General features: G+C 52.6%; 17 protein-coding genes and 1 tRNA gene. 6 read left to right on the plus strand and 12 right to left on the minus strand.

Translation table 11 applies throughout. From position 1 onward, the window contains the following. Window positions 1-68: 68 nt before the first annotated feature. On the minus strand, window positions 69-2,156 hold the full coding sequence (gene recG, locus TH19_RS12760; protein ID WP_114102933.1) for an ATP-dependent DNA helicase RecG: 2,088 nt from the start codon (window positions 2,154-2,156) through the stop codon (window positions 69-71). Between the two features lie 230 nt (window positions 2,157-2,386). On the opposite strand from recG, the gene TH19_RS12765 reads away from it, so the two are divergent. Continuing rightward, a complete protein-coding gene (locus TH19_RS12765) occupies window positions 2,387-2,659 on the plus strand; it encodes an FAD assembly factor SdhE (protein ID WP_114102754.1) in 273 nt (90 codons plus the stop codon). Between the two features lie 7 nt (window positions 2,660-2,666). Further along, on the plus strand, window positions 2,667-6,164 hold the full coding sequence (mfd, locus tag TH19_RS12770) for a transcription-repair coupling factor (protein ID WP_114102755.1): 3,498 nt from the start codon (window positions 2,667-2,669) through the stop codon (window positions 6,162-6,164). 58 nt (window positions 6,165-6,222) lie between these two features. Here mfd and TH19_RS12775 read toward each other — a convergent pair whose 3' ends face one another. The 9 genes from TH19_RS12775 to TH19_RS12815 all read right to left on the minus strand — a co-directional run bounded on the left by TH19_RS12775 (window position 6,223) and on the right by TH19_RS12815 (window position 16,010). After that, window positions 6,223-6,909 carry a DsbA family oxidoreductase gene (locus tag TH19_RS12775; protein WP_114102934.1) on the minus strand — a complete coding sequence of 229 codons (687 nt, stop codon included), beginning with the start codon at window positions 6,907-6,909 and terminating at the stop codon, window positions 6,223-6,225. Between the two features lie 4 nt (window positions 6,910-6,913). Then, window positions 6,914-8,137: a phosphopentomutase gene (locus TH19_RS12780; protein WP_114102756.1), complete on the minus strand. Its 1,224-nt coding sequence runs from the start codon at window positions 8,135-8,137 to the stop codon at window positions 6,914-6,916. 59 nt (window positions 8,138-8,196) lie between these two features. Next, window positions 8,197-9,030 (minus strand): deoxyribose-phosphate aldolase, encoded by an 834-nt coding sequence (gene deoC, locus TH19_RS12785; protein WP_114102757.1) that lies wholly within the window; start codon window positions 9,028-9,030, stop codon window positions 8,197-8,199. Between the two features lie 221 nt (window positions 9,031-9,251). After that, window positions 9,252-10,391 (minus strand): succinylglutamate desuccinylase/aspartoacylase family protein, encoded by a 1,140-nt coding sequence (locus TH19_RS12790; RefSeq protein WP_114102758.1) that lies wholly within the window; start codon window positions 10,389-10,391, stop codon window positions 9,252-9,254. A gap of 80 nt (window positions 10,392-10,471) precedes the next feature. Beyond that, window positions 10,472-11,215 (minus strand): ABC transporter permease, encoded by a 744-nt coding sequence (locus tag TH19_RS12795; RefSeq protein ID WP_114102759.1) that lies wholly within the window; start codon window positions 11,213-11,215, stop codon window positions 10,472-10,474. 3 nt (window positions 11,216-11,218) lie between these two features. Then, window positions 11,219-11,911 carry an ABC transporter permease gene (locus tag TH19_RS12800; RefSeq protein WP_114102760.1) on the minus strand — a complete coding sequence of 231 codons (693 nt, stop codon included), beginning with the start codon at window positions 11,909-11,911 and terminating at the stop codon, window positions 11,219-11,221. 112 nt (window positions 11,912-12,023) lie between these two features. After that, complete coding sequence (locus tag TH19_RS12805) at window positions 12,024-12,821, minus strand: transporter substrate-binding domain-containing protein (protein ID WP_114102761.1); 798 nt, start codon at window positions 12,819-12,821, stop codon at window positions 12,024-12,026. A gap of 87 nt (window positions 12,822-12,908) precedes the next feature. Continuing rightward, window positions 12,909-13,682, minus strand: a complete 774-nt coding sequence (locus TH19_RS12810) for an ABC transporter ATP-binding protein (RefSeq protein WP_114102762.1) — start codon at window positions 13,680-13,682, stop codon at window positions 12,909-12,911. 381 nt (window positions 13,683-14,063) lie between these two features. Further along, window positions 14,064-16,010, minus strand: coding sequence for a methyl-accepting chemotaxis protein (locus TH19_RS12815; RefSeq protein WP_114102763.1), 1,947 nt, complete (start codon window positions 16,008-16,010; stop codon window positions 14,064-14,066). Between the two features lie 309 nt (window positions 16,011-16,319). Here TH19_RS12815 and TH19_RS12820 point away from each other — a divergent pair, with 309 nt between their 5' ends. Further along, window positions 16,320-17,294, plus strand: a complete 975-nt coding sequence (locus TH19_RS12820) for a TAXI family TRAP transporter solute-binding subunit (RefSeq protein ID WP_114102764.1) — start codon at window positions 16,320-16,322, stop codon at window positions 17,292-17,294. Window positions 17,295-17,407: 113 nt separating this feature from the next. Next, a complete protein-coding gene (locus TH19_RS12825; RefSeq protein ID WP_114102935.1) occupies window positions 17,408-19,648 on the plus strand; it encodes a TRAP transporter permease in 2,241 nt (746 codons plus the stop codon). Between the two features lie 81 nt (window positions 19,649-19,729). On the opposite strand, the gene TH19_RS12830 is transcribed toward TH19_RS12825, so the two are convergent. Continuing rightward, window positions 19,730-20,068, minus strand: a complete 339-nt coding sequence (locus tag TH19_RS12830) for a zinc ribbon domain-containing protein YjdM (protein ID WP_114102765.1) — start codon at window positions 20,066-20,068, stop codon at window positions 19,730-19,732. A 400-nt stretch (window positions 20,069-20,468) separates the two neighbouring features. Here TH19_RS12830 and TH19_RS12835 point away from each other — a divergent pair, with 400 nt between their 5' ends. After that, entirely contained in the window at window positions 20,469-20,693 is a 225-nt protein-coding gene (locus tag TH19_RS12835; protein ID WP_114102936.1) for a hypothetical protein, read from the plus strand. A gap of 148 nt (window positions 20,694-20,841) precedes the next feature. Here the strand turns inward: TH19_RS12835 and TH19_RS12840 are convergent. Further along, window positions 20,842-20,931, minus strand: a tRNA-Ser gene (locus tag TH19_RS12840). Between the two features lie 673 nt (window positions 20,932-21,604). On the opposite strand from TH19_RS12840, the gene TH19_RS12845 reads away from it, so the two are divergent. Further along, a complete protein-coding gene (locus TH19_RS12845) occupies window positions 21,605-22,609 on the plus strand; it encodes a lytic murein transglycosylase (protein ID WP_114102766.1) in 1,005 nt (334 codons plus the stop codon). Window positions 22,610-22,646: the final 37 nt, after the last annotated feature.

Here is a 22,646-nt window from a genome sequence, read left to right on the forward strand (position 1 = left end):
TGACAACGTATTTCAGGACGAGACACAAAAACAATAAAGGGCGCCGGAAATGGCGCCCTTTATTGTTTTTAGCCGGATCGGAAGTAACGAACGGCCTCGTCACGTTCAAACAGATACAGCAACAACCGCAATGCTTCCCCGCGGTTTTTTTGAAGATCCGGGTCGCGATCAACGATCAAACGTGAATCATCGCGTGCTATTGCCAACAGTTCGCCATGGAGTTCAAGATTGGCCAACCGGTATTCCTGAAGGCCGCTTTGCCGGGTGCCCAGAACTTCACCTGCACCACGCAGTTTCAAGTCTTCCTCGGCAATTACAAAACCGTCTTCAGTTTCACGCATGATCTTAAGGCGGGCCTTGGATACCTGTCCAAGCGGGCTGCCATACAGCAACAAACAAGTGGATGCTGCATCACCACGACCAATGCGACCACGCAACTGATGAAGTTGCGCCAAGCCAAACCGTTCGGAATGCTCGATCACCATGATGGTGGCTTCTGGCACGTTAACGCCGACTTCGATCACAGTTGTGGCGACAAGAATAGACGTATCACCATGGGCAAAGCGTTCCATGACTTCGTCTTTTTCCTTGCCCTTCATCTTGCCGTGAACAAGCCCGACACGGGCTTTTCCAAACAGTTCGACCAGAACCCGGTAACGTTCTTCTGCCGCCTGAAGGTCAAGAACTTCGGAATCCTCTACCAGCGGACAGACCCAATAAATCTTGGTGCCGGTGCGCATGGCGCGACCGATACCGGAAATCACATCATCAACCTTGTCGATGGGCAACACGCGGGTATCAACGGGTTTGCGCCCGGGCGGCTTTTCATCAAGCCGAGAAACTTCCATATCCCCAAACGCCGTCAGGGTCAGGGTGCGCGGAATTGGTGTCGCCGTCATCACCAGAACATCAACAGCCTGACCCTTACCCGCCAGCATCAAACGTTGATGCACACCAAACCGGTGCTGTTCATCAACCACGGCAAAGGCAAGGTCCTTAAACACGACGTCATCCTGAAACAGGGCGTGCGTTCCAACCGCGATCTGGACTTCACCATTGGCAAATCCTTCGAGTGATGCCTTGCGCGATTTGCCCTTGTCTCGTCCGGTCAGGATGGCACAGGTCACCCCGATCTTTTCAAGCAACGGGCCGATCGTTTCAAAATGTTGCCGTGCCAGGATTTCGGTTGGTGCCATCAGGGCCGCCTGACGTCCACATTCAACCGCATTAAGCATCGCCATCAGGGCAACAACCGTTTTGCCCGAACCCACATCCCCTTGCAAAAGCCGCAACATGCGGCCTTCACCCGACATATCGGCATAGATATCCTTCAATGCGCGTTGCTGTGCGCCTGTCATGGCAAAGGGCAGGTGCGACGCCAATCCGTTGCGAAGCTTGCCGTCGCCCTGCGTCACCCGACCACCAAGCTTGCGCATCTTGGCTCGGATAAGGGCAAGGGCAAGCTGGTTGGCCAACAATTCGTCATAGGCCAGCCGTTTACGCGCCGGATGATCTGGCGAAAGATCGGCCTCGTCCTGGGGATTGTGCACCGTATGAAGGGCGGATTTGATATCCGGCCATTTATGGCGCGCAACCAATGCCGGATCATGCCATTCCGGCAAGTCGGGCAGGGTCGCCAGCGCCGCACGAGCCGCCTTGGTCAAGGTCTTGCCGGTGACACCAGCCGACATTGGATAGACCGGCTCAACAGTTTGAATTTCAGCACGTTCAGCCTCGGTCCCGATCCGGTCCGGATGGGTGATCTGATACTCGCCGCGATAATGATCAATCTTGCCTGAAACAATGCGCTTTTCACCAATCGGCAATACATCATTCAGATACTTTGCCCGCGCATTGAAAAAGGCAAGAACAAGGGTTCCGCTTTGGGTCTTGCAGATCACACGATAGGGGCGCCGGCGGTTCGGTGACGGATCATGCCGTTCGACCCAGACATCCATCGTCACAACCGAACCATCAATGGTTTCCGACAGATCCGGGGAAAAACGTCGATCAATAATCCCGGACGGCAGGTGCCAAAGTAAATCCGCAACATGTTCCCCACCAATCAATCGCGCAACCAACGGCTTTAACCGCGGGCCAATGCCAGTCAGCGTGTCAATTTCAGCAAAAAGAGGGAACAGAATTTCCGGGCGCATGTCGGTTTTGGTTGCAACTTTGAATGAGAACGTTAATAGAACAAGTGCGTTTATGGCATGGGTATACAACAAAATTATCGCGGGACAACATGCAAGTCACCAATTGATGCAAATTCGTCCCATCACAGCATGGACCAAAACGGCATTTTAACGTACAAACCAAGCCACAGAATTGCAGGCAGATGCCCACCCGCCGGGCGCTGCAAAGAGTAAAATTCAGGAGATCGATCATGACTGACACCATTTCGGAACTCGAAATGCGTCGCAAAAAGCTGTTGTTCCGCGGGGGCCATCGCGGCACCAAGGAAAACGATATCCTGATGGGCCGGTTCATGGACAAGCATCTTGCCACCCTGACCGAAGAACAGCTTGATACGTTCGAAGCATTGATCAATGAGGTCCCGGATGCGGATTTCTTCAAATGGGCAACGGGCAAGGAACAGGCACCGGCACAGTATGATACTGACGTTCTGCGTATGATCCGCGAACTTAGCAACGCCTGATAAAGCATTGAGCAAAATCAAAGAAATCATATCGACCAAAGGTCGGAAGCGGGTTGGCGGCGTTCCGGAAGGAGCCGACGCGCTGATCTTGCGCGAATTGCTAGAAACCGCCGGAACCAACCAGACGGTCTTGCATATCGCGCGCGATGACAAGCGCATGTCACAGCTTGCCGAAGCACTGCGCTTCTTTGCCGGTGAAGTGGAGGTTCTGACACTTCCGGCATGGGATTGCTTGCCCTACGACCGCGTTTCGCCGATTGCCGAAGTCACGGCACGCCGGATCGAAACCCTGACGACATTGTCAGAAGGAAAGGCACCAGATGCCGGGTTTGGACGCATTGTTCTGACAACCGCGGCGGCCGCCATTCAGCGCGTCCCGTGTGTTGATGTCATGCGCAAAGGCAAGCTCGCCTTCAAGGCCGGTACGGAATATGACCGGGCCGATCTGACCGCCTATTTCGAGCGGATGGGTTATAACCGCGCCGAACAGGTTATGGAGCCGGGTGATTACGCCGTCCGTGGCGACATTGTCGATATTTATGCACCGGGCATGAAAGAACCGGTGCGCCTTGATTTCTTTGGTGATGAGATTGAAAGCATCCGTCGATTTGACGTTGAAACGCAGCGTACGGTTGGCAAGGTCAAGGAAATCGCACTTTTGCCGGTGGGCGAGGTATTTCTGGACCCTGACAGCATTTCACGGTTCCGAAGCAACTATCGCGAACTTTTTGGCGCGGTTTCGCAAACCGATCCGCTGTATGAATCAATTTCAAACGGCTTGAAATACGGTGGCATGGAACATTGGCTTCCGCTGTTCCATGACGGGCTGGATACAATATTTGCCTATTTGCCCGACACCATCGTCACACTGGATTACCAGTATGGCGAGGTCATCGAAAACCGTCTTGAAATGATTGATGATTATTATCAAGCCCGCCTGAACATCAAGGGCGGCGGTCTTTCGGGTGATAATGTCTATAAGCCGGTTCCGACAGAACGGCTTTATCTTGATCAGGCCGAGTTTGACCGCATGCTGGCCGATCGCGTTGTTCTGGAATATTCACCATATTACGACGATGAAAACCCGGAACGCGGAATCTTTGATCTTGGCGCACGGGCAGGGCGCGACTTTGGTGATGTGCGCGCGCGGGCAGACACCAATCTTTATGACGAATTGCGTGATTTCATCACAACCCAGCGCGGTAAGGAAAATCAGGTTGTTATCGCAGCCTATTCCGATGGTTCACGTGATCGCATGGTGTCACTTCTGCGCGAACATGGTGTGGGCAAGGTCGTCACATGTGAATGCTGGGAAGATGTCACGGACGATCTGACCCACGAACATGTGGCGGTTGTCATCCTTGATATCGAACGCGGTTTCCGTCGTCAGGGCCTGTGGTTTGTCACTGAACAGGATATCTTGGGCGACCGTATGAGCCGTCCGGGCGGGCGTCGCCGCAAGGCAGACAACTTCCTACGCGAAGCATCCGAAATTTCCGAAGGCGATCTTGTCGTTCATCTGGAACACGGCATCGGGCGGTATCTTGGCCTTAAAACCGTGACAGCCGGCGGTGCGCCACATGATTGTCTTGAGCTTGAATATGACGGCGGCGACAAACTGTTTGTCCCGGTTGAAAATATCGAGGTCCTGTCGCGATACGGCTCGGACGAGGGGATTTCAATCCTTGATAAGCTGGGCGGTGTCGCCTGGCAGGCCCGCAAGGCCAAATTGCGCGAACGTATCCGCGATATGGCTGGCAAACTGATCAAGGTCGCCGCCGAACGTCATCTGCGCAAAGGGGCACAGTTGCAGGCACCTGAAGGCAGTTATGACGAATTCTGTGCAAGCTTCCCGTTTGCTGAAACCGAGGATCAGGCGCGCGCCATCCGCGACACTCTTGATGATCTTGCCGCAGGCAAACCGATGGATCGTCTTGTCTGTGGTGATGTCGGCTTTGGCAAGACCGAGGTCGCCATGCGCGCAGCCTTTGCAGCCGTCATGTCGGGCAAGCAGGTCGCCATTGTTGCGCCGACGACGCTGCTGTGTCGTCAGCATTACCTGAATTTCAAGCAACGCTTTGACGGACTTCCGGTCCGGGTCGAACAGCTTTCACGTCTGGTCACCGGCAAAAATGCCAAGCTGGTCAAAGACAACCTTGAAAGCGGTCATGTTGATATCGTCTGTGGCACCCATGCGCTTTTGGGCAACGGTGTGCATTTCAAAGACCTTGGACTTCTGATTATTGACGAAGAACAGCATTTCGGCGTGAAACACAAAGAACGCCTGAAAGAACTGAAATCCGACGTTCATGTGCTGACACTGACCGCAACACCGATCCCGCGAACCTTGCAACTTGCACTGACCGGGGTTAAGGAATTGTCGATCATCGCAACACCACCGGTCGACCGGTTGGCAGTACGGACCTATATCACGCCCTATGATCCGGTTGTGGTACGAGAAGCAATCTTGCGCGAACGTCACCGTGGCGGTCAGATTTTCTATGTCTGTCCGCGCGTGAACGAACTCGGCCGAGTTGCCAAGGAACTTGAAAACCTTGTTCCTGAAATCAAGTTTGATGTTGCCCACGGCCAAATGGGGGCACGTGATCTTGAACAGGTGATGACCGATTTCACCGACCGCAAGTTTGATCTGTTGCTTGCGACCAACATCATTGAATCGGGAATCGACGTTCCGAACGCCAATACCATGATTATTCACCGGGCGGATATGTTCGGCCTAGCACAGCTTTATCAGTTGCGTGGCCGTATTGGCCGTTCCAAGCAACGTGCCTATGCCTATCTTACACTTCCGAATGGCAAAAAGCTGACGGCAACGGCGCTTAAGCGTCTTGAGGTCATGCAAACTCTCGACAGTTTGGGGGCCGGTTTCAACCTTGCCAGTCATGACCTTGATATTCGCGGGGCAGGGAACCTGCTGGGCGAAGAACAATCGGGTCACATCAAGGAAGTCGGGATCGAGCTGTATCAACAGATGATCGAAGAAGCCGTGGCCGAGGCCAAAGGCGAAATTGATGCGTCCGAAGATGCAGGCTTTGTTCCGCAGATTAATATCGGCATGCCGGTTCTGATCCCGGATCGTTATGTGCCCGATCTCGGCGTGCGACTTGGATTGTATCGCCGGATTTCTGAACTGAGATCACGCGAAGAAGTCGATCAATTCGCAGCCGAGATGATTGACCGATTTGGCAAACTGCCCAAGGAAGTCGAAAACCTTCTGGACGTTGTCACCATCAAACAATGGTGCCGCGTTGCCAATATCGAAAAGCTCGATGCCGGGCCCAAGGGGGCGTTGATCACGCTGCGCAATAACGAGTTCCCGAACCCGGGCGGCCTGATCGGATTTATTCAACAACAGGTCGGCGTCGCACGCCTGCGACCGGATCACAAGATCGTCTACGCGGCGGGTTGGGACGGCCCGACAGACCGCCTGGAAGGCCTGAAACGATTGATGAAACGGCTGTCGGACATCGCAGTCGCCACATAAAGAAAAGGCGGGTAACATCATGTTATCCCGCCGTTTTTCTTTTAATCAATATCTGAACCTATGCAGGCATTTGTTCCTGGCGTGCCAGACGGATCATGCGTTGCAAAATGTCCGGTTCCTGTGCGCCCGATAGTGCATGACGGCTGTTAAACAGGAAGCACGGAACACCGGTAACACCCATTTGATGGGCGACCCTGTTTTCCTGACCGACATATTCCCGGTCCATATCACCTGTCAGGTATTCATGGATTTCCGAACGATCTTCGCCGTGACGCACTGCGATATCAATCAACAGATCAAGATCACCGATATCCTGACCTTCAAGGAAATAGGCGACGAACAAGTCTTCAACCAGATCATTACCGACGGCAGGGCGTTCTGCGCAGACCTTGTAAATCAGGCGGTGAGAATCAGTTGAATCCGGTGTGACCTTGATCTGGTCAAACTTGAAATCAATACCAACCGCGGCCCCGGCATCCTCGATGGCCTTATAGACCCGCGACGCACTTTCAGATCCGCCGAATTTTGCCGACAGATAAAGTTTGCGGTCAATGCCACCACTAGGCATATCCGGGTTAAGCAGGAATGGGCGCCAGTGAATGATCAGATTATCAAGCTTTTCGCGCGCCAGCGCCTTTTCCAGGCGCTTCTTGCCGATATAGCACCACGGACAAATCGTATCGACAATCGCCTCGATCCGGATCGGCGACATCGATGGTTCACTTTGTCCGACTTGCCAGTTCATAACGTCATCCATTCAAAAATGATGTACCGGTCGCAAGTGGTGCAATCCCAAGATGATCCGCCACTGTTTGTCCGATATCGGCAAATGTATCACGCATTCCAAATGGACCGGGTGCGATGGCCGGGCCAAAGGCCATTATCGGCACAAATTCACGTGTATGGTCGTTGCCGCGCCAGGTTGGATCACATCCATGATCGGCCGTGATAATCACCAGATCACCGGGCTTAAGTGCCGCACGCAATTCGGGAATTCGTTTATCGAATTCTTCAAGTGCATTGGCATAGCCCGGAACATCACGACGGTGACCGAATTCCATGTCGAAGTCCACCAGGTTGGTGAACACAATGCTGTTATCAGGCGCCTCGGCAATCTCGGTCATCATGGCATCGAAAAGCGCCATGTTGCCGGATGCCTTGACCTTCTTGGCAATGCCGCGATGGGCATAGATATCAGCAATCTTGCCAACCGAAATCACCTTACCACCGGTTGAACTGAACTGATCGAGCAAGGTTGGTTTATGCGGGGGAACGGCAATGTCGCGACGGTTTGACGTCCGTTTGAAATCTGCCGGACTTTCACCGACAAACGGGCGGGCAATCACGCGACCAATGTTATAGGGCTCGACCAGCTTGAAGGCGATTTCGCAAACTTCGTACAAACGATCAAGGCCGAAATGTTCCTCGTGGGCGGCAATCTGAAACACGCTGTCGGCCGATGTATAGCAAATCGGCTTTCCGGTCTTGATATGTTCTTCGCCAAGTTCGGCAATGATGGTCGTTCCCGATGCGTGACAGTTACCAAGAATACCCGGCAGTTTTGCCTGTTCAATCAGAGCATCCGTCAACTCGGCCGGGAAGGTCGGAACGGTCAGCGGAAAGTAGCCCCAGTCAAAGTCAACAGGCACGCCGGCAATTTCCCAATGACCACTTGGGGTATCCTTGCCGCGCGATAGTTCCTTGGCATGCCCGAACGCACCAATCATGGCGCCACCATGATCAAGTCCCGGTGGCACACGACCAGTTGCATCGCGTGCCGCTTCGCCAAGACCCAGGGCGACCATATTTGGCACATTTAGCAGACCACTGCGCTGATCATTATCTGCCAGCCCCTTGGCGCAATATTCGGCGATATGACCAAGGGTATCAGAGCCCTGATCACCGAACTTGGCTGCATCGGGTGCCGCGCCAATTCCAAAACTGTCTGCCACGATGATGATGGCACGTGCCATTGATCTATTCCTTCAAACCGGATCGAACGGGATATCTGTCTCGCAGATAGTCACATATCTTAGTAGTTGCCAGTCGCAGCGGGCGCATCCGACGTTTTTGCCCCGCAAGTTTCCAGCAAGGCCGTCAAAACGCCACTGGCCCCAAAACGGAACGTTTCCGGTTTTGCCCAGCCATCCCCCATGATGAGATCGGCGATTGCAATGTAAAGGGCTGCATCCTCGGTGGTTTTAACCCCACCAGACGCCTTGAAACCTGCGTCAAGACCATCTTCTTCTTTTGCATCTCGAATGGCGGTCAACATGGCCACTGCGGCTTCGGGCGTTGCACCAACCGGGACTTTACCGGTCGAGGTTTTGACGAAATTCGCACCGTGTTTGATCGCCAGACGCGCCGCGTCATACACCTTGCCAAGATCATCAAATTCGCCGCTTTCCAAGATGACCTTCATGGTGGTCATGGAACCGCAGGCCATGCGCGTGGCATCGACCACATCCTTGGCAATTTCAAGGTCGCCATCAATGAAGGCCTTATACGGAAACACCAGATCGACCTCGTCGGCACCCTTGGCGACGCAATCGGCTGTTTCATCGCCAATGCGCTGGGCATTGGTGCCACCGGCCGGGAAGTTGACGACGGTCGCTGTCTTGACACCGGACTGACCAAGTGCCCGCCAGGACGTTTCGATAAATGGCGCATAGACGCAAACCGCTGCTGTGTTGCCCACAGGCGTTTGCGCACGTTGGCAAAGAGCCTTGATCACCTCGGGCGTGTCATCGTCATTCAGACTGGTCAAATCCAGAACAGAAATGGCGCGACGTGCAGTATCGGCATCAGCAACGGCCTTTGCCTTGGCAGCGGCAATCACGTCAGAAACGGTTTTCGGGTCAAACATCAGAACATCCTTGCAACGCGCCAAGCGCGGTTGGTCATTTCCGGCATTGCACCGTGTCCTTGTTGTAACCGGTGCGGCTGCCTGATCAGGTCTTAAAGATAAAGACGGATCAATCAATCGCCAACAAAGTACCCAACCTTGATTTGGCAATCAATCGATCCGTCTTGAAACACAGTTTCAATCAGAACCGGGGAAACAGTTCCGATATGTTGTGAAGGCGGTTATTTGGAAAGCAAAAGCTGTCCTTCGCGACCCGGCAACGGTTCTGCACCTGCCACAGAACACAGATAACCACCCGGCACCACAAGACGGGTGCCCAGACGCGAATAAAGAACACCATCAGTTCGACTGGAGAACGGCGTCTTTTCACCTGTCTCACAATCAAGAACATAGCCAAGTTCTTGGCCAGCCTTGACCATGGCACCAGCTTCAACCCCGAACACAACCATCCCGCCATGAAGCGCGGAAACGCGGTCAACACCCGAAAGCGGGGTTGCATCGCATTTTGCTTCGGGAAGCGGGCCGGGATCGCCGGCAATCATTCCACGACGCTGTAGGAATTTGAACATATTCAAGGCATCAGGAATGGCGAAGGTGTCATAAACGTCACGGTCACCGCGCAGCTCAATGGTGGTTGCAAGCGTTGCCATCGGGATCGGGAACTTGTCGCCATATGTCCGGCGCAGTTCGACCCATGGGCGGCTAAACGCTTCATCAAACGGGTTGTCGCCGCTGATTTCGGCAATCAGGGAACACTCCGAACCGATTTGCGCGGAAAGGTCGGCTGCATCGGGCCAGTTATGGTCACTGATGTAAAGATGCATCGGAGCTTCCCAGTCGCAATGCAGATCAAGAACATAGTCTGCATCAATGGCCAGTTCCGCCAGTGTAAGGCGCAAGTCCTGCAAATCGGTCAGCGGACTGATATCCTTGCGATGCTGTACAATCAGACGGCGCAACTCGGCCCGGATCAGTTTGACGTTTTCATCGGCATCCTGACCCAATTTTCCATCGACGGCGGCGATTAACGCCGCGCTCAGATCCGGGTAATAACGATTGAAGTTCTGGCCACTGCGCAGTTCAAACCGGCCAAGCGGCTTCATATCAACATATTGGGTGAAGCCAATCGGGTTAGCGAACGGAACGACAACAATCTCGCCGGTAATTTCGCCCTTTGCGTCAGCTTCTTTCAGAAGCGTTTCCAGATGATGCAGCGTCAGGACACCGGGCAGTTCATCGGCATGTAAAGCCGCCTGGAAATAGGCCTTTGGCCCGTTGCCCGGTTTGCCATATCGGCGAACTGTCAGGGCGCGGGACGTTCCCATTTGCGGGCGCACGAGTGCAATGCGTTCTTCTTGCATTTTGATTTCCTGGAATATGGTGGCGTGGGGCAAAACAGCCCGGTGAAATTATGATCATCCGGGCTGTATATGGGTATTCTTCAGATAGAAGCTGTTTTGGGCCCGACCGGTTGCTTGTCTTTGCGACGTTCATTGCGGCGCAAATAGCGTTCAACACCCTTAAAGCCGAATGTCAGCACATAAACAATGATCAGATAGACCACACCGGCCGAAATAAACGCCTCATAGGGAAGGGCGGTTCGTGCCACGATCTTTCGTGCTGCACCGGTCAATTCCATCATGGTTACAGTCGATGCCAGCGACGTTGCCTTAAGCGTAAAGACCACGTCGTTGGTGTAGGCAGGCCAGATCATCTGCCACATGCGCGGGAAAATGATACGGCGATAGGTCGTCCAGGGTGTCATCCCGCACGCGCGTGCGGCTTCCAGCTCGCCACTTGGCACGTTTTGAATGCCACCGCGCATAATTTCCGCGACATAAGCCGATGTGTTCAGAACAAAGGTCAGCAGGCAGTACCAGTAGGGATTGCGCAGATACGTCCAGCTCCAGTGATCTTGAATGCCATCGATGTTGGAAATTAACTGCCCGACGCCATAATACATCATGAACAATTGCCCGATCAGTGGCGTTCCACGAAATACATAGATAAAGGCAAAGGGCAGGGCCTGGACCCAGACCTTTTTGGAAACACGCGCCACCGCCAGCGGAATGGCAAGGAGCGTTCCAAAGGTAACTGAGATCACCAACAGCTCCATCGTCAGCAAAAAGCCGCGCCAAAGCCAGGTATCGTATTTGCCAAGAACGTAAATCAGATCTTCAAACATACCCTATGCCCTCGCGATACCGCGGGCAGCCCGCTTTTCAAGATAGTTGAAGGCAACAAGCGAAACCGTTGTAAATGAAAGAAACATCAGCATCGCAACAAGGTAAAACGTAAAGGGTGCCTTGTCGGTTCCAGCACCAATCGCCGCCTTGCGCATAATCTCTTCAACACCGACAACCGAAATAAGGGCGGTATCCTTGATCAGCACCTGAAACAGGTTATTCAAGCCGGGAAGGGCGAAACGCCACAGTTGCGGCAGTTTGATGCGCAGGAAAATCTGTTTAGGTGTCATACCGCATGCGGTCGCAGCCTCAATCTGTCCGACCGGAATGGACTGCATGGCCGCACGAAACACTTCGGAGGCGAATGCTCCCTGAACAAGTGCAAGCGCAGCAACACCAGACCAGAAAGCCGGAATATCAACACGCGTTTCTTCGCCTGAAATCATTTCGGCGATGTTCTGGACGGCGATCGTGCCGCCGAAATAAATCAATAAAATAACAAGAAGCTCGGGAATGCCGCGAATAAGGACCGTATAGCTTTCCCCGATAATACGAAGAGAACGATAACGCGACAGTTTCGCAGATGCGCCCAGCAAACCGATAATGATCATGAAAGGCAGAACGGTAAGGCAAAGCTGAACTGTAACCAGTCCCCCTTCAAGCATCTGCCAACCGCGGCCGTATAAATCGAGCATGGTTTCTCCAGCTTTCCTTGATGCCGAATGTGCTCCATTCCCCTTCAATGAAACACGAAACAACAATAAGGGCGGGGCGGCAAATGAATGCCGCCCCGGAACAGTGTGCAGATCAATTCGGGTGCAGGTTGATCGCTGGGAAATACTTTTTGTTCAGTTCAGCATAGGAACCGTTTGCAAGCATTTCATCCATCGCCTTGTTCAGGATTTCTTTCAGATCCTGGTCTTCCTGACGGATGCCGATACCAGCGCCGTCACCGAACCATTCGCGCGGTGCGAACTGGTTGGAAACAAAGCCGTAACCTTTGCCTGCGTCGGATTTCAGCCAGTCTTCCAGCGTACCGGAATCAGCAAGGGTTGCGTCAACGCGACCTGCGGTCAGGTCAAGCAAAGCTTCGTCTTGGCTGCCATACATACGAATTTCGATGCTCGGGAAGTTGTCTTCCAGGAAGTTTGCATGGGTGGTCGAGCGCTGTACGCCGATAACCAGACCATCAAGCGCGTCTTCCATGACTTCGCCGTCTTTGTAGGCTTCGATCTTCATACCGTCTTTGCCAACGAAGACAGCAGGGGTGCTGCTGTAATAATTGGTGAAGTCGATGGAACGTTTGCGTTCTTCGGTGATCGACATCTGTGCGATGATCGCATCATATTTCTTGGCCAGAAGACCCGGGATCATGCCATCCCAGTCCTGGGCAACGATTTCACATTCGATTTTCGCGGTTTCGCAAAGCTTGTTCGCGAAATCAACGTCAAAACCAATGAGTTTGCCATTCTCGTCAACCATGTTGAACGGAGGGTAGGCACCCTCGGTTGCGACAACAACCTTCTCCCACGCCGCATTTGCTGCCGATGCGCTAAGAGCAATTGCAATAGCGGTAGCCGAAGCAACCTTGATCCAGTTTTTCATTCAAATTCTCCCTTGTAAATTGGAATGGCGTACAATCCCTTGCACCCATTCACGCGACTGCCGCCTCTTCTGCGACAGTCTGCCAAATCAGAAATCACGCTGAAGGAATTGCTTCATGCGTTCCGATTTGGGATTCTCAAACACATCAGTCGGATTGCCAAATTCCTCAACCCGACCCTGGTGCAAATACATCACGTGGCTGGAAACCCCTTTTGCAAACCCCATTTCATGGGTCACAACCAGCATCGTGCGGCCTTCTTCGGCCAAATCCGTCATGACTTTCAGCACTTCCCCGACCAGTTCCGGGTCAAGGGCCGATGTCGGCTCGTCAAACAGAAGAACTTCCGGCTCAATCGCCAATGCGCGTGCAATCGCAGCGCGCTGTTGCTGACCACCGGAAACATGTCCCGGATAATAGTCGCGCCGCTCATACATCCCGACCTTCTGCAAAAGGGCATCGGCACGTTCGATGGCTTCCTTTTTCGGAACGCCAAGAACGTGAACCGGTGCTTCGATCACATTTTCAAGAATGGTCAGGTGGCTCCACAGGTTGAAGCTTTGAAACACCATCGCAAGCTTGGTACGGATACGTTGGAGTTGCCTTTTGTCTGCAGCTTCCTGCGAACCGTCCTTCAATGTCTTCATGCGAATAAGTTCGCCGTGGACATGGACTTTGCCCGCATTCGGGGTTTCAAGCAGATTGATGCACCGCAGGAACGTACTTTTGCCCGAACCAGAGGAACCGACAATCGAAATCACGTCCCCGGTATGCGCCGTCAGGTCAATTCCTTTAAGGACTTCGTGATCCCCAAAGTTTTTGATCATCCCTTCGACCTGTAGGGCGGGTATGTTTTTGCTCATAGCGCCTGAAAAGCTTCCCTGTTGAGAGTCTGAATTTTGTTTGTCTTAGCATCCTTGCCCGGATGCTCCCCCACAAGACACGCCTTTGATGCGCCTCTCATGGCACCAATAATTGCCTATGGCCGCTGCGTATTTCCACTGATTTTTTGCATTTTTATGAATAAACCATAAGTTTCAAATGGTTATCGATATCACCTCGCAATCGTGACGCAAAAATATGCCAAGTCTACGTACTGTCACGCAATTAAACGCCAAGCGATTTTTGGAAAAACGACGACATCGACAGACTCTTGTGCAAAAACCACGCAGCAAACCATCATTGCACCGATAAGGTGCAATGATGGTTATGAAAACAAGGGCAGGGGTGAAAATGGTGTATTTTCAGTCGTTCTCGCGGACCGACTTCAGGAAGCCCAGAACCTCTTCACGCAGTTGCTGGGCAAGTTGACGCATTTCACGTGATGACACCAAAAGAGAATTGGCTTCTTCACTAACCATATTCGATGCATCCGAAACGGCCGAAACGTTCTGCGATACATCCTGTGTACCGGACGCAGCACGCTGAACACTGTCGGCGATTTCACGTGTCGCTGCACCTTGTTGCTCGACCGCCGCTGCAATGGCATTGCAGAACTCGTTGATCCGTTCGATGGTACTCGAAATGGATCCGATTTCTGAAACGGACCTGTTGGAAGACCCCTGAATACCATCAATCTGCGTCTGAATATCGCCAGTGGCCTTGTCAGTCTGGTTGGCCAATGATTTGACTTCGCCAGCAACCACAGCAAATCCTTTACCGGCATCGCCGGCACGCGCGGCCTCAATGGTGGCATTAAGAGCCAGAAGATTTGTTTGTCCGGCAATGTCCTGAATAAGCCCGACCACTTGTCCGATCCGTTCTGCTGCCGCGGCCAGCTCGGTCACAGTCGCCGTTGTGCTGTTGATACCATTGACCGCTTCTGTCGCCACATCAATGGACTGGGTAACCTGGGCACCGATTTCCCGAATGGCCGCCGACAGTTCCTCGGTCGCGGATGCCACGGCCTGAACGTTTTCAGTTGTGATGTTCGCGGCATTTGAAACGGCGGCCGCCCGGGCAGTTGATTCCTCGGCATTGGCCGAAAGCTGGGTTGCGACCGATTGGGTTCGTTCTGCCGCGTCTGCGACTGTTTCAACAATCGAAAGGACGCTCCTTTCAAAATTGTCCGCCATCTTATCCAGCGTTCTTTTGCGTTCTTGGGCTGCACGCTGGGTTGCCTGTTCGTTTTCGCGCGCCAACCGGTCAACTTCGGCTGCGTTATTCTTAAAGACAAGAACCGCGGCTGCCATTGCACCGATTTCGTCCTTAAGTTCGGTGCCCGGTACTTCAATGTCTTTGTCCCCGCGGGCCAGCCGGGTCATTACGGACGTCATGCCAAGAACCGGACGCGAAACCCAACTGCGGACCAGAATGCCCATCAACCCCATGATCGCAAGCACAGCAATGATCGCAGTTATGACTGCTGTAAAACGAAACTCTGTCAAAGACGCATATGCCGCATCGCGATCAATCGCGAAGCCAAGATACCAGTTAACCGAAGGCAATCCATTAACCTTGAAGAAGGTGAAAAGCATGTCCCCCTGATCATCCACGATGCTTTGCATGCCTTCTGCCACCGTCGGAGTATTTTCCGGGAAGACTTCTGAAATTGGCTTTAAGGTAAATCCGGCATCAGGATGAATAAGGACGGTTCCCTGATCATTAACCAGAAAACCGTAACCAATCCCGCCAAGATCAATACTGCGGACCAGATCGCCAAGGATGGTGATGTTTATGTCACCGCCAACAACACCAAGCAGTTTCGATCCGTCAAAAACCGGGGTTGTTGCCGTCACAATTAACTGGCCGGTTGAGGCATCTGTGTAGGGTTCGGTAAGGGTACTATCACCAATCGCAACAGCATCTCCGTACCAAGGACGCTTGCGCGGATCATAGTCCGGCGGCAGGTCATCTGGCGGATACATGGTCATCACGCCGTCCGCACTTCCGAAATAGGAATAAATGAACGATTCAACCAGCGCCTGACCACTGGCAATCTTGCTGACAGCAGCAGGGGAGCTGTCTCGCGCAATGTTGTTTGCAAGGCTTTCGACCAATAACCTTCTGCCATCAAGCCAGTTTGAAATCCCGGCAGTCGCCAAAGACCCGCTTTCGCTAAGCTTTGATTGCAAAGCGCTCTGGATGGATGTTCGCTGTTGATAATCAAAATACAGGATAAAGGCGGCAAATGTCGCGACAACGATCATTGCTGCCGCAAGAAGAATCCTACTGCCGATATTCAAAGACATTGCGCCGCACTCCGAATAAGGAAAACCTTTTATGACGTTGTAACGTTCCCGTGCGATTACAAGCGCTTGAAGCAAGTGTTCGTGCGTTACATCAATAAAAAATGATTTAGAGGTGCACTGCAGCCTTCACCGCAAGGTTCGACCAAAGTCGCATATGACGTGAGACCAACATCACTTTCCAAATCCCTTGTTTTAGTGATTGATTATGGAACGCGTTGTCTTCAACCTTTAGCTTCCCCATATGTGGAACTGTCTTGGAGCGCCTTGGGGGCAACGTCAGATAAACACCGATTAAAACGGAGGAAATAGATGAAGCGCGCATTTATTGCAGGGATGGCGGTCGCGTTTGCGTTTGGGAGTACCGCAGCCGTGGCACAGGACCGCACCGGCTGGCCGGAAAGCTTTACTGTCGGAACGGCATCACAGGGTGGTACGTTCTTTGCCTATGGTTCAGGCTGGGCAAACCTTGTTGCTGAAGAACTTGGCATTTCCGGTGGCGGCGAAGTTACCGGTGGCCCGATGCAGAACATGGCACTGGTTCATACCGGCGAAGCAGCATTTGGCATGACCACCATGGGACCGGCAGCGGAATCGCTTGCTGGTACCAACCCGATTGCCCCGGGCGTTCAGATGACCAACGCCTGTGCAATGTTCCCGATGTATCAGACGCCGTTCTCTATCACGGCTTTGTCTTCGTCGGGCATCTCATCGGTTGCCGATATCCCGGAAGGTGCGAAAATCGGTTTTGGTCCGGCTGGTTCAACCTCCGACACCTATTTCCCGCGGATGCTGGAAGAACTTGGTGTCAAGTTTGAACGCCGCAACGGTGGCTGGGCCGACCTTGGTGGTCAGCTTCAGGACGGACTGCTTGACGTTATCGCATTCGCCGCTGGCGTTCCGGTTCCGGCTGTTAGCCAGCTCGAAGTTCAGACTAAAGTGAACATTATCGAGTTCACCGAAGCAGAACAGAAACAGATCATGGATGCCTTCCCGGTATCCGAATTCAATATCGCCGCAGACACTTACACGACACTGACGGCACCGGCACGCTCGGTATCGATGTGGAACTTTGCGATTGCCAATTGTGATCTTCCGGAAAGCTTTGTCTATGCCGCAACTGACGTTGTGATGTCGGATAACGCCCGCATGGTTTCGATCCACCGTGCAGCACGTTCGACCGTTCCGGAAAACTGGGACAAGAACAAAGTCATGAAATGGCATCCGGGTGCCGCCAAATGGTTCAATGAACATGGCGCGTCCATTCCGGCTGACATGATCCACTAAGTCAGTCACATATGATCTCGCAGGGCGGGCCACCAGACAAGGTGGCCCGCCTTTGCTCAATCGCCGCCAAGAAGCTTGCCAAAAACAATTGCCCAAAGAGTGTGGGGAAACCAATGACCGAACCAAACAATCAGGACAACGAACATCTTATTGCTGATGGTGTGGACGAAGAGCCGATTGAACATAACCGACGCCTTTTTGAAGGGCGCGGGCTCAGTTTCATTACCATTGCTGCTGCGATTTACGCTGCCTTCCATATGCTAGCGCTCAATGGCGTATCGCTGTCGGCGATGACTGGCGGGTTGGTCAATCTGGATTTCCTGCCTGCTTTTCCGCTGGAAACCTGGAATTTCCGCATCGTTCACGTTGCCGGCGCGTTGGCTATCGGTTTTCTTTGGTACTCTGCCAACAAATTTGTAGATGAGCCAACCGGCCAGACACCATTGCTCGGCTATCTGTCCTATGTCCTCCTTGTTCCTGCCTTTGTTGCTGTTGGTACTGCAATCAGCTTTGCCTTCGAAATCAGTAACGGCGCGATGTGGAACGGCATTGATGCACGGATCAAATTCAATGAAACATGGGTCTTTGGTGCGCCGCTTATGGCTGCGACCGTTGGCGGTATTGTTCTTTCCTGGTTTAACAAAACCGGCAGAAACCGTTATTCGCCACCTGATTTTGTCCTGACTGTCTGTGGTCTTGCCGTTGCGATCTATCTGATCACGATTTACGGAACCCTGATGCGCAACTCGACCGGGACGCCATTTGCACCGATCGGGATTTCCATTGCCGCGATTTCCGGTACGCTTTTGATCATGGAACTCACACGTCGCGTTGCTGGTCTTGCGCTTGTGATCATTGCGACGATCTTCCTTGTTTATGTCTTTGTCGGCGAGTTTCTGCCGGGCTTCCTGCAGTCACCGGCCATCACCTGGCAGCGCTTCTTTAGCCAGGTTTATACCGATGCCGGTATCCTTGGTCCGACGACGGCTGTTTCTTCGACCTACATCATCCTGTTTATCATCTTCGCAGCCTTCCTTCAGGCTTCCAAAGTTGGCGATTACTTCGTGAACTTTGCGTTCTCGGTCGCAGGTCGTGCACGTGGTGGCCCTGCCAAGGTGGCAATCTTTGCATCCGGCCTGATGGGGATGATCAACGGTACGTCTGCGGGTAACGTTGTGGCAACCGGTTCCCTGACCATTCCATTGATGAAGAAGGTCGGCTATCACAAAAAGACTGCTGGTGCGATTGAAGCAGCTGCGTCAACCGGCGGGCAGATCATGCCGCCAATCATGGGGGCAGGTGCCTTCATCATGGCCGAGATTACCGGTATTCCTTATACCGATATTGCCATTGCGGCGGTTATTCCGGCGATCCTGTACTTCGTATCGATCTATTTCATGGTCGATTTCGAAGCCGCCAAACTTGGCATGCGCGGCATGAAGGAAGATGAACTGCCGCGCTTTAACACGATGGTCAAACAGGTTTACCTGTTCTTGCCGATCATCATTCTGATTGTGGCACTGTTCCTTGGTTATTCGGTTATCCGTGCCGGAACGCTGGCAACGGTTGCTGCTGTGGTCGTAAGCTGGTTAACACCGAACCGGGTTGGCGTTCGATCCGTTGCCAAGGCCTTCGAGCTTGCTGGCGGCATGTCGATCCAGATCATTGCCGTTTGTGCCTGTGCTGGCATCATTGTCGGGGTAATTGCCCTTACCGGGGTTGGTGCACGTTTCTCCAACCTGCTGCTTGGTCTGGCAGAAGCATCGCAGCTTCTTGCACTGATCTTTGCAATGTTGATCGCCATCCTGCTTGGAATGGGGATGCCTACAACCGCGGCATATGCTGTGGCGGCTTCTGTCGTTGCACCAGGCCTGATCGAACTTGGTATTGAACCGCTGACCGCGCACTTTTTTGTGTTCTACTTTGCCGTGGTTTCCGCGATCACGCCGCCGGTTGCCTTGGCATCCTATGCGGCGGCTGGTATTTCGGGGGCCAACCCGATGGAAACATCCGTTGCCTCGTTCAAGATCGGCATTGCGGCGTTTATCGTGCCGTTCATGTTCTTCTATAACTCGGCCATCCTGATGGATGGGACATATCTGCAAATCGCACAGGCACTGGTTACGGCGGTTGCCGGTGTGTTCCTGTTGTCTGCGGGCGTTCAGGGCTGGTTCCTTGGCCGCAATGCGGTTTGGTTCCTGCGCATTGCCTTGGTCATAGCAGCGCTCTTTATGATTTCAGGTGGCATTGTGACGGACCTTATCGGGGTCGGCATGGCCGCGGCGATCTGGTTTGTTCAACGCGTGCTTAAACCGAAACCGGGCGCAACATTCCGGACCGGCAGCGCCGACTAACCTTATATCTCAGGCTTATTGAAATAGAAAAGCGCACCAGAATATGGTGCGCTTTTCTTTTGGGATCATTGGGCCGGAAAATCAGTCGGCGACTTTTTTCACAAATTCCGATTTCAACCCCATCTGGCCGATACCGGGAATTTTGCAATCAATGTCATGATCGCCATCAACAAGGCGAATGCCTTTGACTTTGGTTCCGACTTTGACAACAGCAGATGAACCTTTAACCTTAAGGTCCTTGATAACGCTGACTGTATCACCGTCAGCAAGCGGCGTTCCGTTGGAATCTCTGACAACCTTGTCAGAAGACGCATCACCTGATGCGGACCATTCATGCGCGCATTCCGGACAAATCAAAAGCTCACCATCTTCATAGGTGTAGGGCGATTGACATTTGGGGCAGGGCGCTAACTCACTCATATCAAGGACTTTCTTTACAACGTTTTCAGTGTACTTCAGACGTAGGCAACATTTCGCAGAACAGGGTTAGCTGCGTCAAGACAAACAGTAGCTGTGCAATCGTGATTTGCTGGCGAAGAATACGAAACGCTTGTTGAAATCCACAAATATCAATTCCAACGGGGCACTTTAAGATAAATACCAAATTCGGACGCACTGTTATGTGTGCTGCTGCTTGTAGCGTCGAACGCTGGTAAAACCGTTTAGCATATCCTTTCTGAGTTGCCTTCGCCAAACCCAACGATGTCTACCAATACACTACCAGTTTTAGTTACATATCTGCGTTGCAGAATAAGAACTGTGCGTGTGGCTATGGATCAAGCCATAACGCATAAAGCCAATGCACAAGAGAGTCTTTAATATGGATTGGGTCCCAATAGTTTTTGGTACTTTCAAGGTTGTCGCACTGATCACCGCCATGTTCTTCGCCATCAAGTGGCATTACGATCAAGGCGAGAAGGGAGACCGGCAAGCGCTATTGCGCTCTGGCGCGAAGGTCGCCACAGGTTTCGCAATCGCCTTATTTGGCGTCGGTCTTCTGGCCTTCACGCTTAGCAGAATGCTTGGCTTGGAACTGAGCTACTAATCACCTCGCAAGAGCGGCGCACCGAAAAGACACCAGTGATCTTCATCGCCGCTCGTTTGCACAGTCGATTTACCAAGTGTTGTGTCCAAACAGGCGCGACAACACGGAAATTCGACTGCGTTCTATAGAAAAATGATGTCTGGGGAAATGGCGGAGAGGGTGGGATTCGAACCCACGGTACCCGTAAAGGCACGACGGTTTTCAAGACCGTTGCATTCAACCACTCTGCCACCTCTCCGCAAAAATGGTCGGAGCATTTCGCTCTGGGCGCTTTCAATAAATTGGGTGTGCCGCCCTGTCAATAGGCCAATCATCGATTGTCGCCAATACTGGCGAAATAATGTGTTTTCAGGGTGCTATGGCAACCAAAGAGTGAAGCAGTCTCAGATCATGTTTCATGCGATCTGAATTGCAGACCAAAGCCCAGACATGCGTGCAATCCTGATGAATAAACTTGCCAAATTCCGGGCTGGTGCTGGTTTCAAACATCGGTAAAAGGTTGCCAGACACGAGTGGCGATTCGCACTGTCCGGCACAAACCAATCTCCGTCGCACACATGAACAACACATATTCAGAAGACGCTAATTTAGAACGGGACCGCTTCCGTGGGCGCTTAACGACATGATAAAAACATCTTTATTTCAGAATAATACGCCAATTACCTGATGTCGGGCTTTCAAACATTTCGCCCTGATGCTCAAGCTGTCGCTTCATTCCCGGCAGGTGTTTCACATCTGCGACTATCCATTTAGCAAGTCTTAACGTCTGAGGCGGTATCAAATTCCTAAGCCGTGGTTTGCGCAAACAGGATCGTGAGGTCCAATGTCGCAACAAAATGGCGATCGAATGACTGGATGCACGGCCCGACGGTGGCCTGATCCGATAATCACGACCCTGAATGAGGCCTTTGATGAAATTCTGGAAATTGCTGACCGCCGCCTCTGTGCTTTCTGTTTTGGTTGCAAATGCACCTGCCTATGCACAGACCGATGAAAAACTTCCAGAATTCACGACCGAGGGGTTCGATGAATGGCTTGTCGACTTTAAAAAAGAAGCAGTGACCAAGGGCATTTCCCAGTCAACGCTTGATGTAGCCTTTGCCAATACCAAGCCGATCCCCAAAGTGATTGAGTATGATCGCAGCCAACCCGAATTCAAGCTGACCTTTGAACAGTATATTCAGCGTGTTGTGCCGCAATCGCGCGTCAATGAAGGCCGCAAGAAATATGCTGAAAACCGCGCTGTCATTGATGCTGCTGCGAAGAAATACGGCGTTCCGGGTCAATATCTGACAGCATTCTGGGGTATCGAAACCGGCTTTGGACGTCATACTGGCGGATATTCGGTTGTTGATTCACTTGCGACCTTGGCATTCGAAGGCCGTCGCGCCGAGTATTTCCGCAAGGAACTGCTGAATGCGCTGACCATCATCGATGCTGGTCATATTGCACCGGAAAACATGTCGGGTTCCTGGGCCGGCGCAATGGGGCAGGCACAGTTTATGCCTTCCACCTTCCTGAATTATGCCCGCGATGGGAATGGGGATGGCAAGATCGACCTTTGGGGCGCCAAGGAAGACGTTTTTGCCTCGGCTGCGAACTATCTTTCCACGGTCGGCTGGAAAGGGGATGAACGCTGGGGCCGTAAAGTCAGTATTCCGGAAACCCTTGATAAATCACTGATCGGTCGTGACATTCGCAAACCGATTGCCGAATGGCAGAAGCTCGGTGTCCGGATGCCGAATGGTACCGACCTTCCCAAAGCAGATATGGAAGCATCGATTGTTACCGTAAATGACGGTGAAGGTCCGGCATATATGGTTTATAACAACTTCCACACCATCATGCATTGGAACCGGTCGACCTATTTCGCAATCGCCGTGGGCACACTGGCAGATGCAATCGCAGGCCAATAACGTTTCAATGTCTGAAGACAGGGAATTTTCCCCGTCA

The organism is Thalassospira profundimaris (assembly GCF_003326675.1).
GTDB lineage: Bacteria > Pseudomonadota > Alphaproteobacteria > Rhodospirillales > Thalassospiraceae > Thalassospira > Thalassospira aquimaris.

Bases quoted from the DNA above. Each gene is read 5' to 3' on its own strand.
- TH19_RS12805 (WP_114102761.1), bottom strand. From the start codon at position 12,821: ATGAAAAACTGGATCAAGGTTGCTTCGGCTACCGCTATTGCAATTGCT.
- TH19_RS12835 (WP_114102936.1), top strand. From the start codon at position 20,469: ATGGATTGGGTCCCAATAGTTTTTGGTACTTTCAAGGTTGTCGCACTG.
- TH19_RS12830 (WP_114102765.1), bottom strand. From the start codon at position 20,068: ATGAGTGAGTTAGCGCCCTGCCCCAAATGTCAATCGCCCTACACCTAT.
- TH19_RS12765 (WP_114102754.1), top strand. From the start codon at position 2,387: ATGACTGACACCATTTCGGAACTCGAAATGCGTCGCAAAAAGCTGTTG.
- TH19_RS12775 (WP_114102934.1), bottom strand. From the start codon at position 6,909: ATGAACTGGCAAGTCGGACAAAGTGAACCATCGATGTCGCCGATCCGG.
- TH19_RS12780 (WP_114102756.1), bottom strand. From the start codon at position 8,137: ATGGCACGTGCCATCATCATCGTGGCAGACAGTTTTGGAATTGGCGCG.
- TH19_RS12795 (WP_114102759.1), bottom strand. From the start codon at position 11,215: ATGTTTGAAGATCTGATTTACGTTCTTGGCAAATACGATACCTGGCTT.
- TH19_RS12820 (WP_114102764.1), top strand. From the start codon at position 16,320: ATGAAGCGCGCATTTATTGCAGGGATGGCGGTCGCGTTTGCGTTTGGG.
- TH19_RS12845 (WP_114102766.1), top strand. From the start codon at position 21,605: ATGAAATTCTGGAAATTGCTGACCGCCGCCTCTGTGCTTTCTGTTTTG.
- TH19_RS12815 (WP_114102763.1), bottom strand. From the start codon at position 16,010: ATGTCTTTGAATATCGGCAGTAGGATTCTTCTTGCGGCAGCAATGATC.
- TH19_RS12800 (WP_114102760.1), bottom strand. From the start codon at position 11,911: ATGCTCGATTTATACGGCCGCGGTTGGCAGATGCTTGAAGGGGGACTG.
- TH19_RS12790 (WP_114102758.1), bottom strand. From the start codon at position 10,391: ATGCAAGAAGAACGCATTGCACTCGTGCGCCCGCAAATGGGAACGTCC.
- recG (WP_114102933.1), bottom strand. From the start codon at position 2,156: ATGCGCCCGGAAATTCTGTTCCCTCTTTTTGCTGAAATTGACACGCTG.
- TH19_RS12825 (WP_114102935.1), top strand. From the start codon at position 17,408: ATGACCGAACCAAACAATCAGGACAACGAACATCTTATTGCTGATGGT.
- TH19_RS12810 (WP_114102762.1), bottom strand. From the start codon at position 13,682: ATGAGCAAAAACATACCCGCCCTACAGGTCGAAGGGATGATCAAAAAC.
- deoC (WP_114102757.1), bottom strand. From the start codon at position 9,030: ATGTTTGACCCGAAAACCGTTTCTGACGTGATTGCCGCTGCCAAGGCA.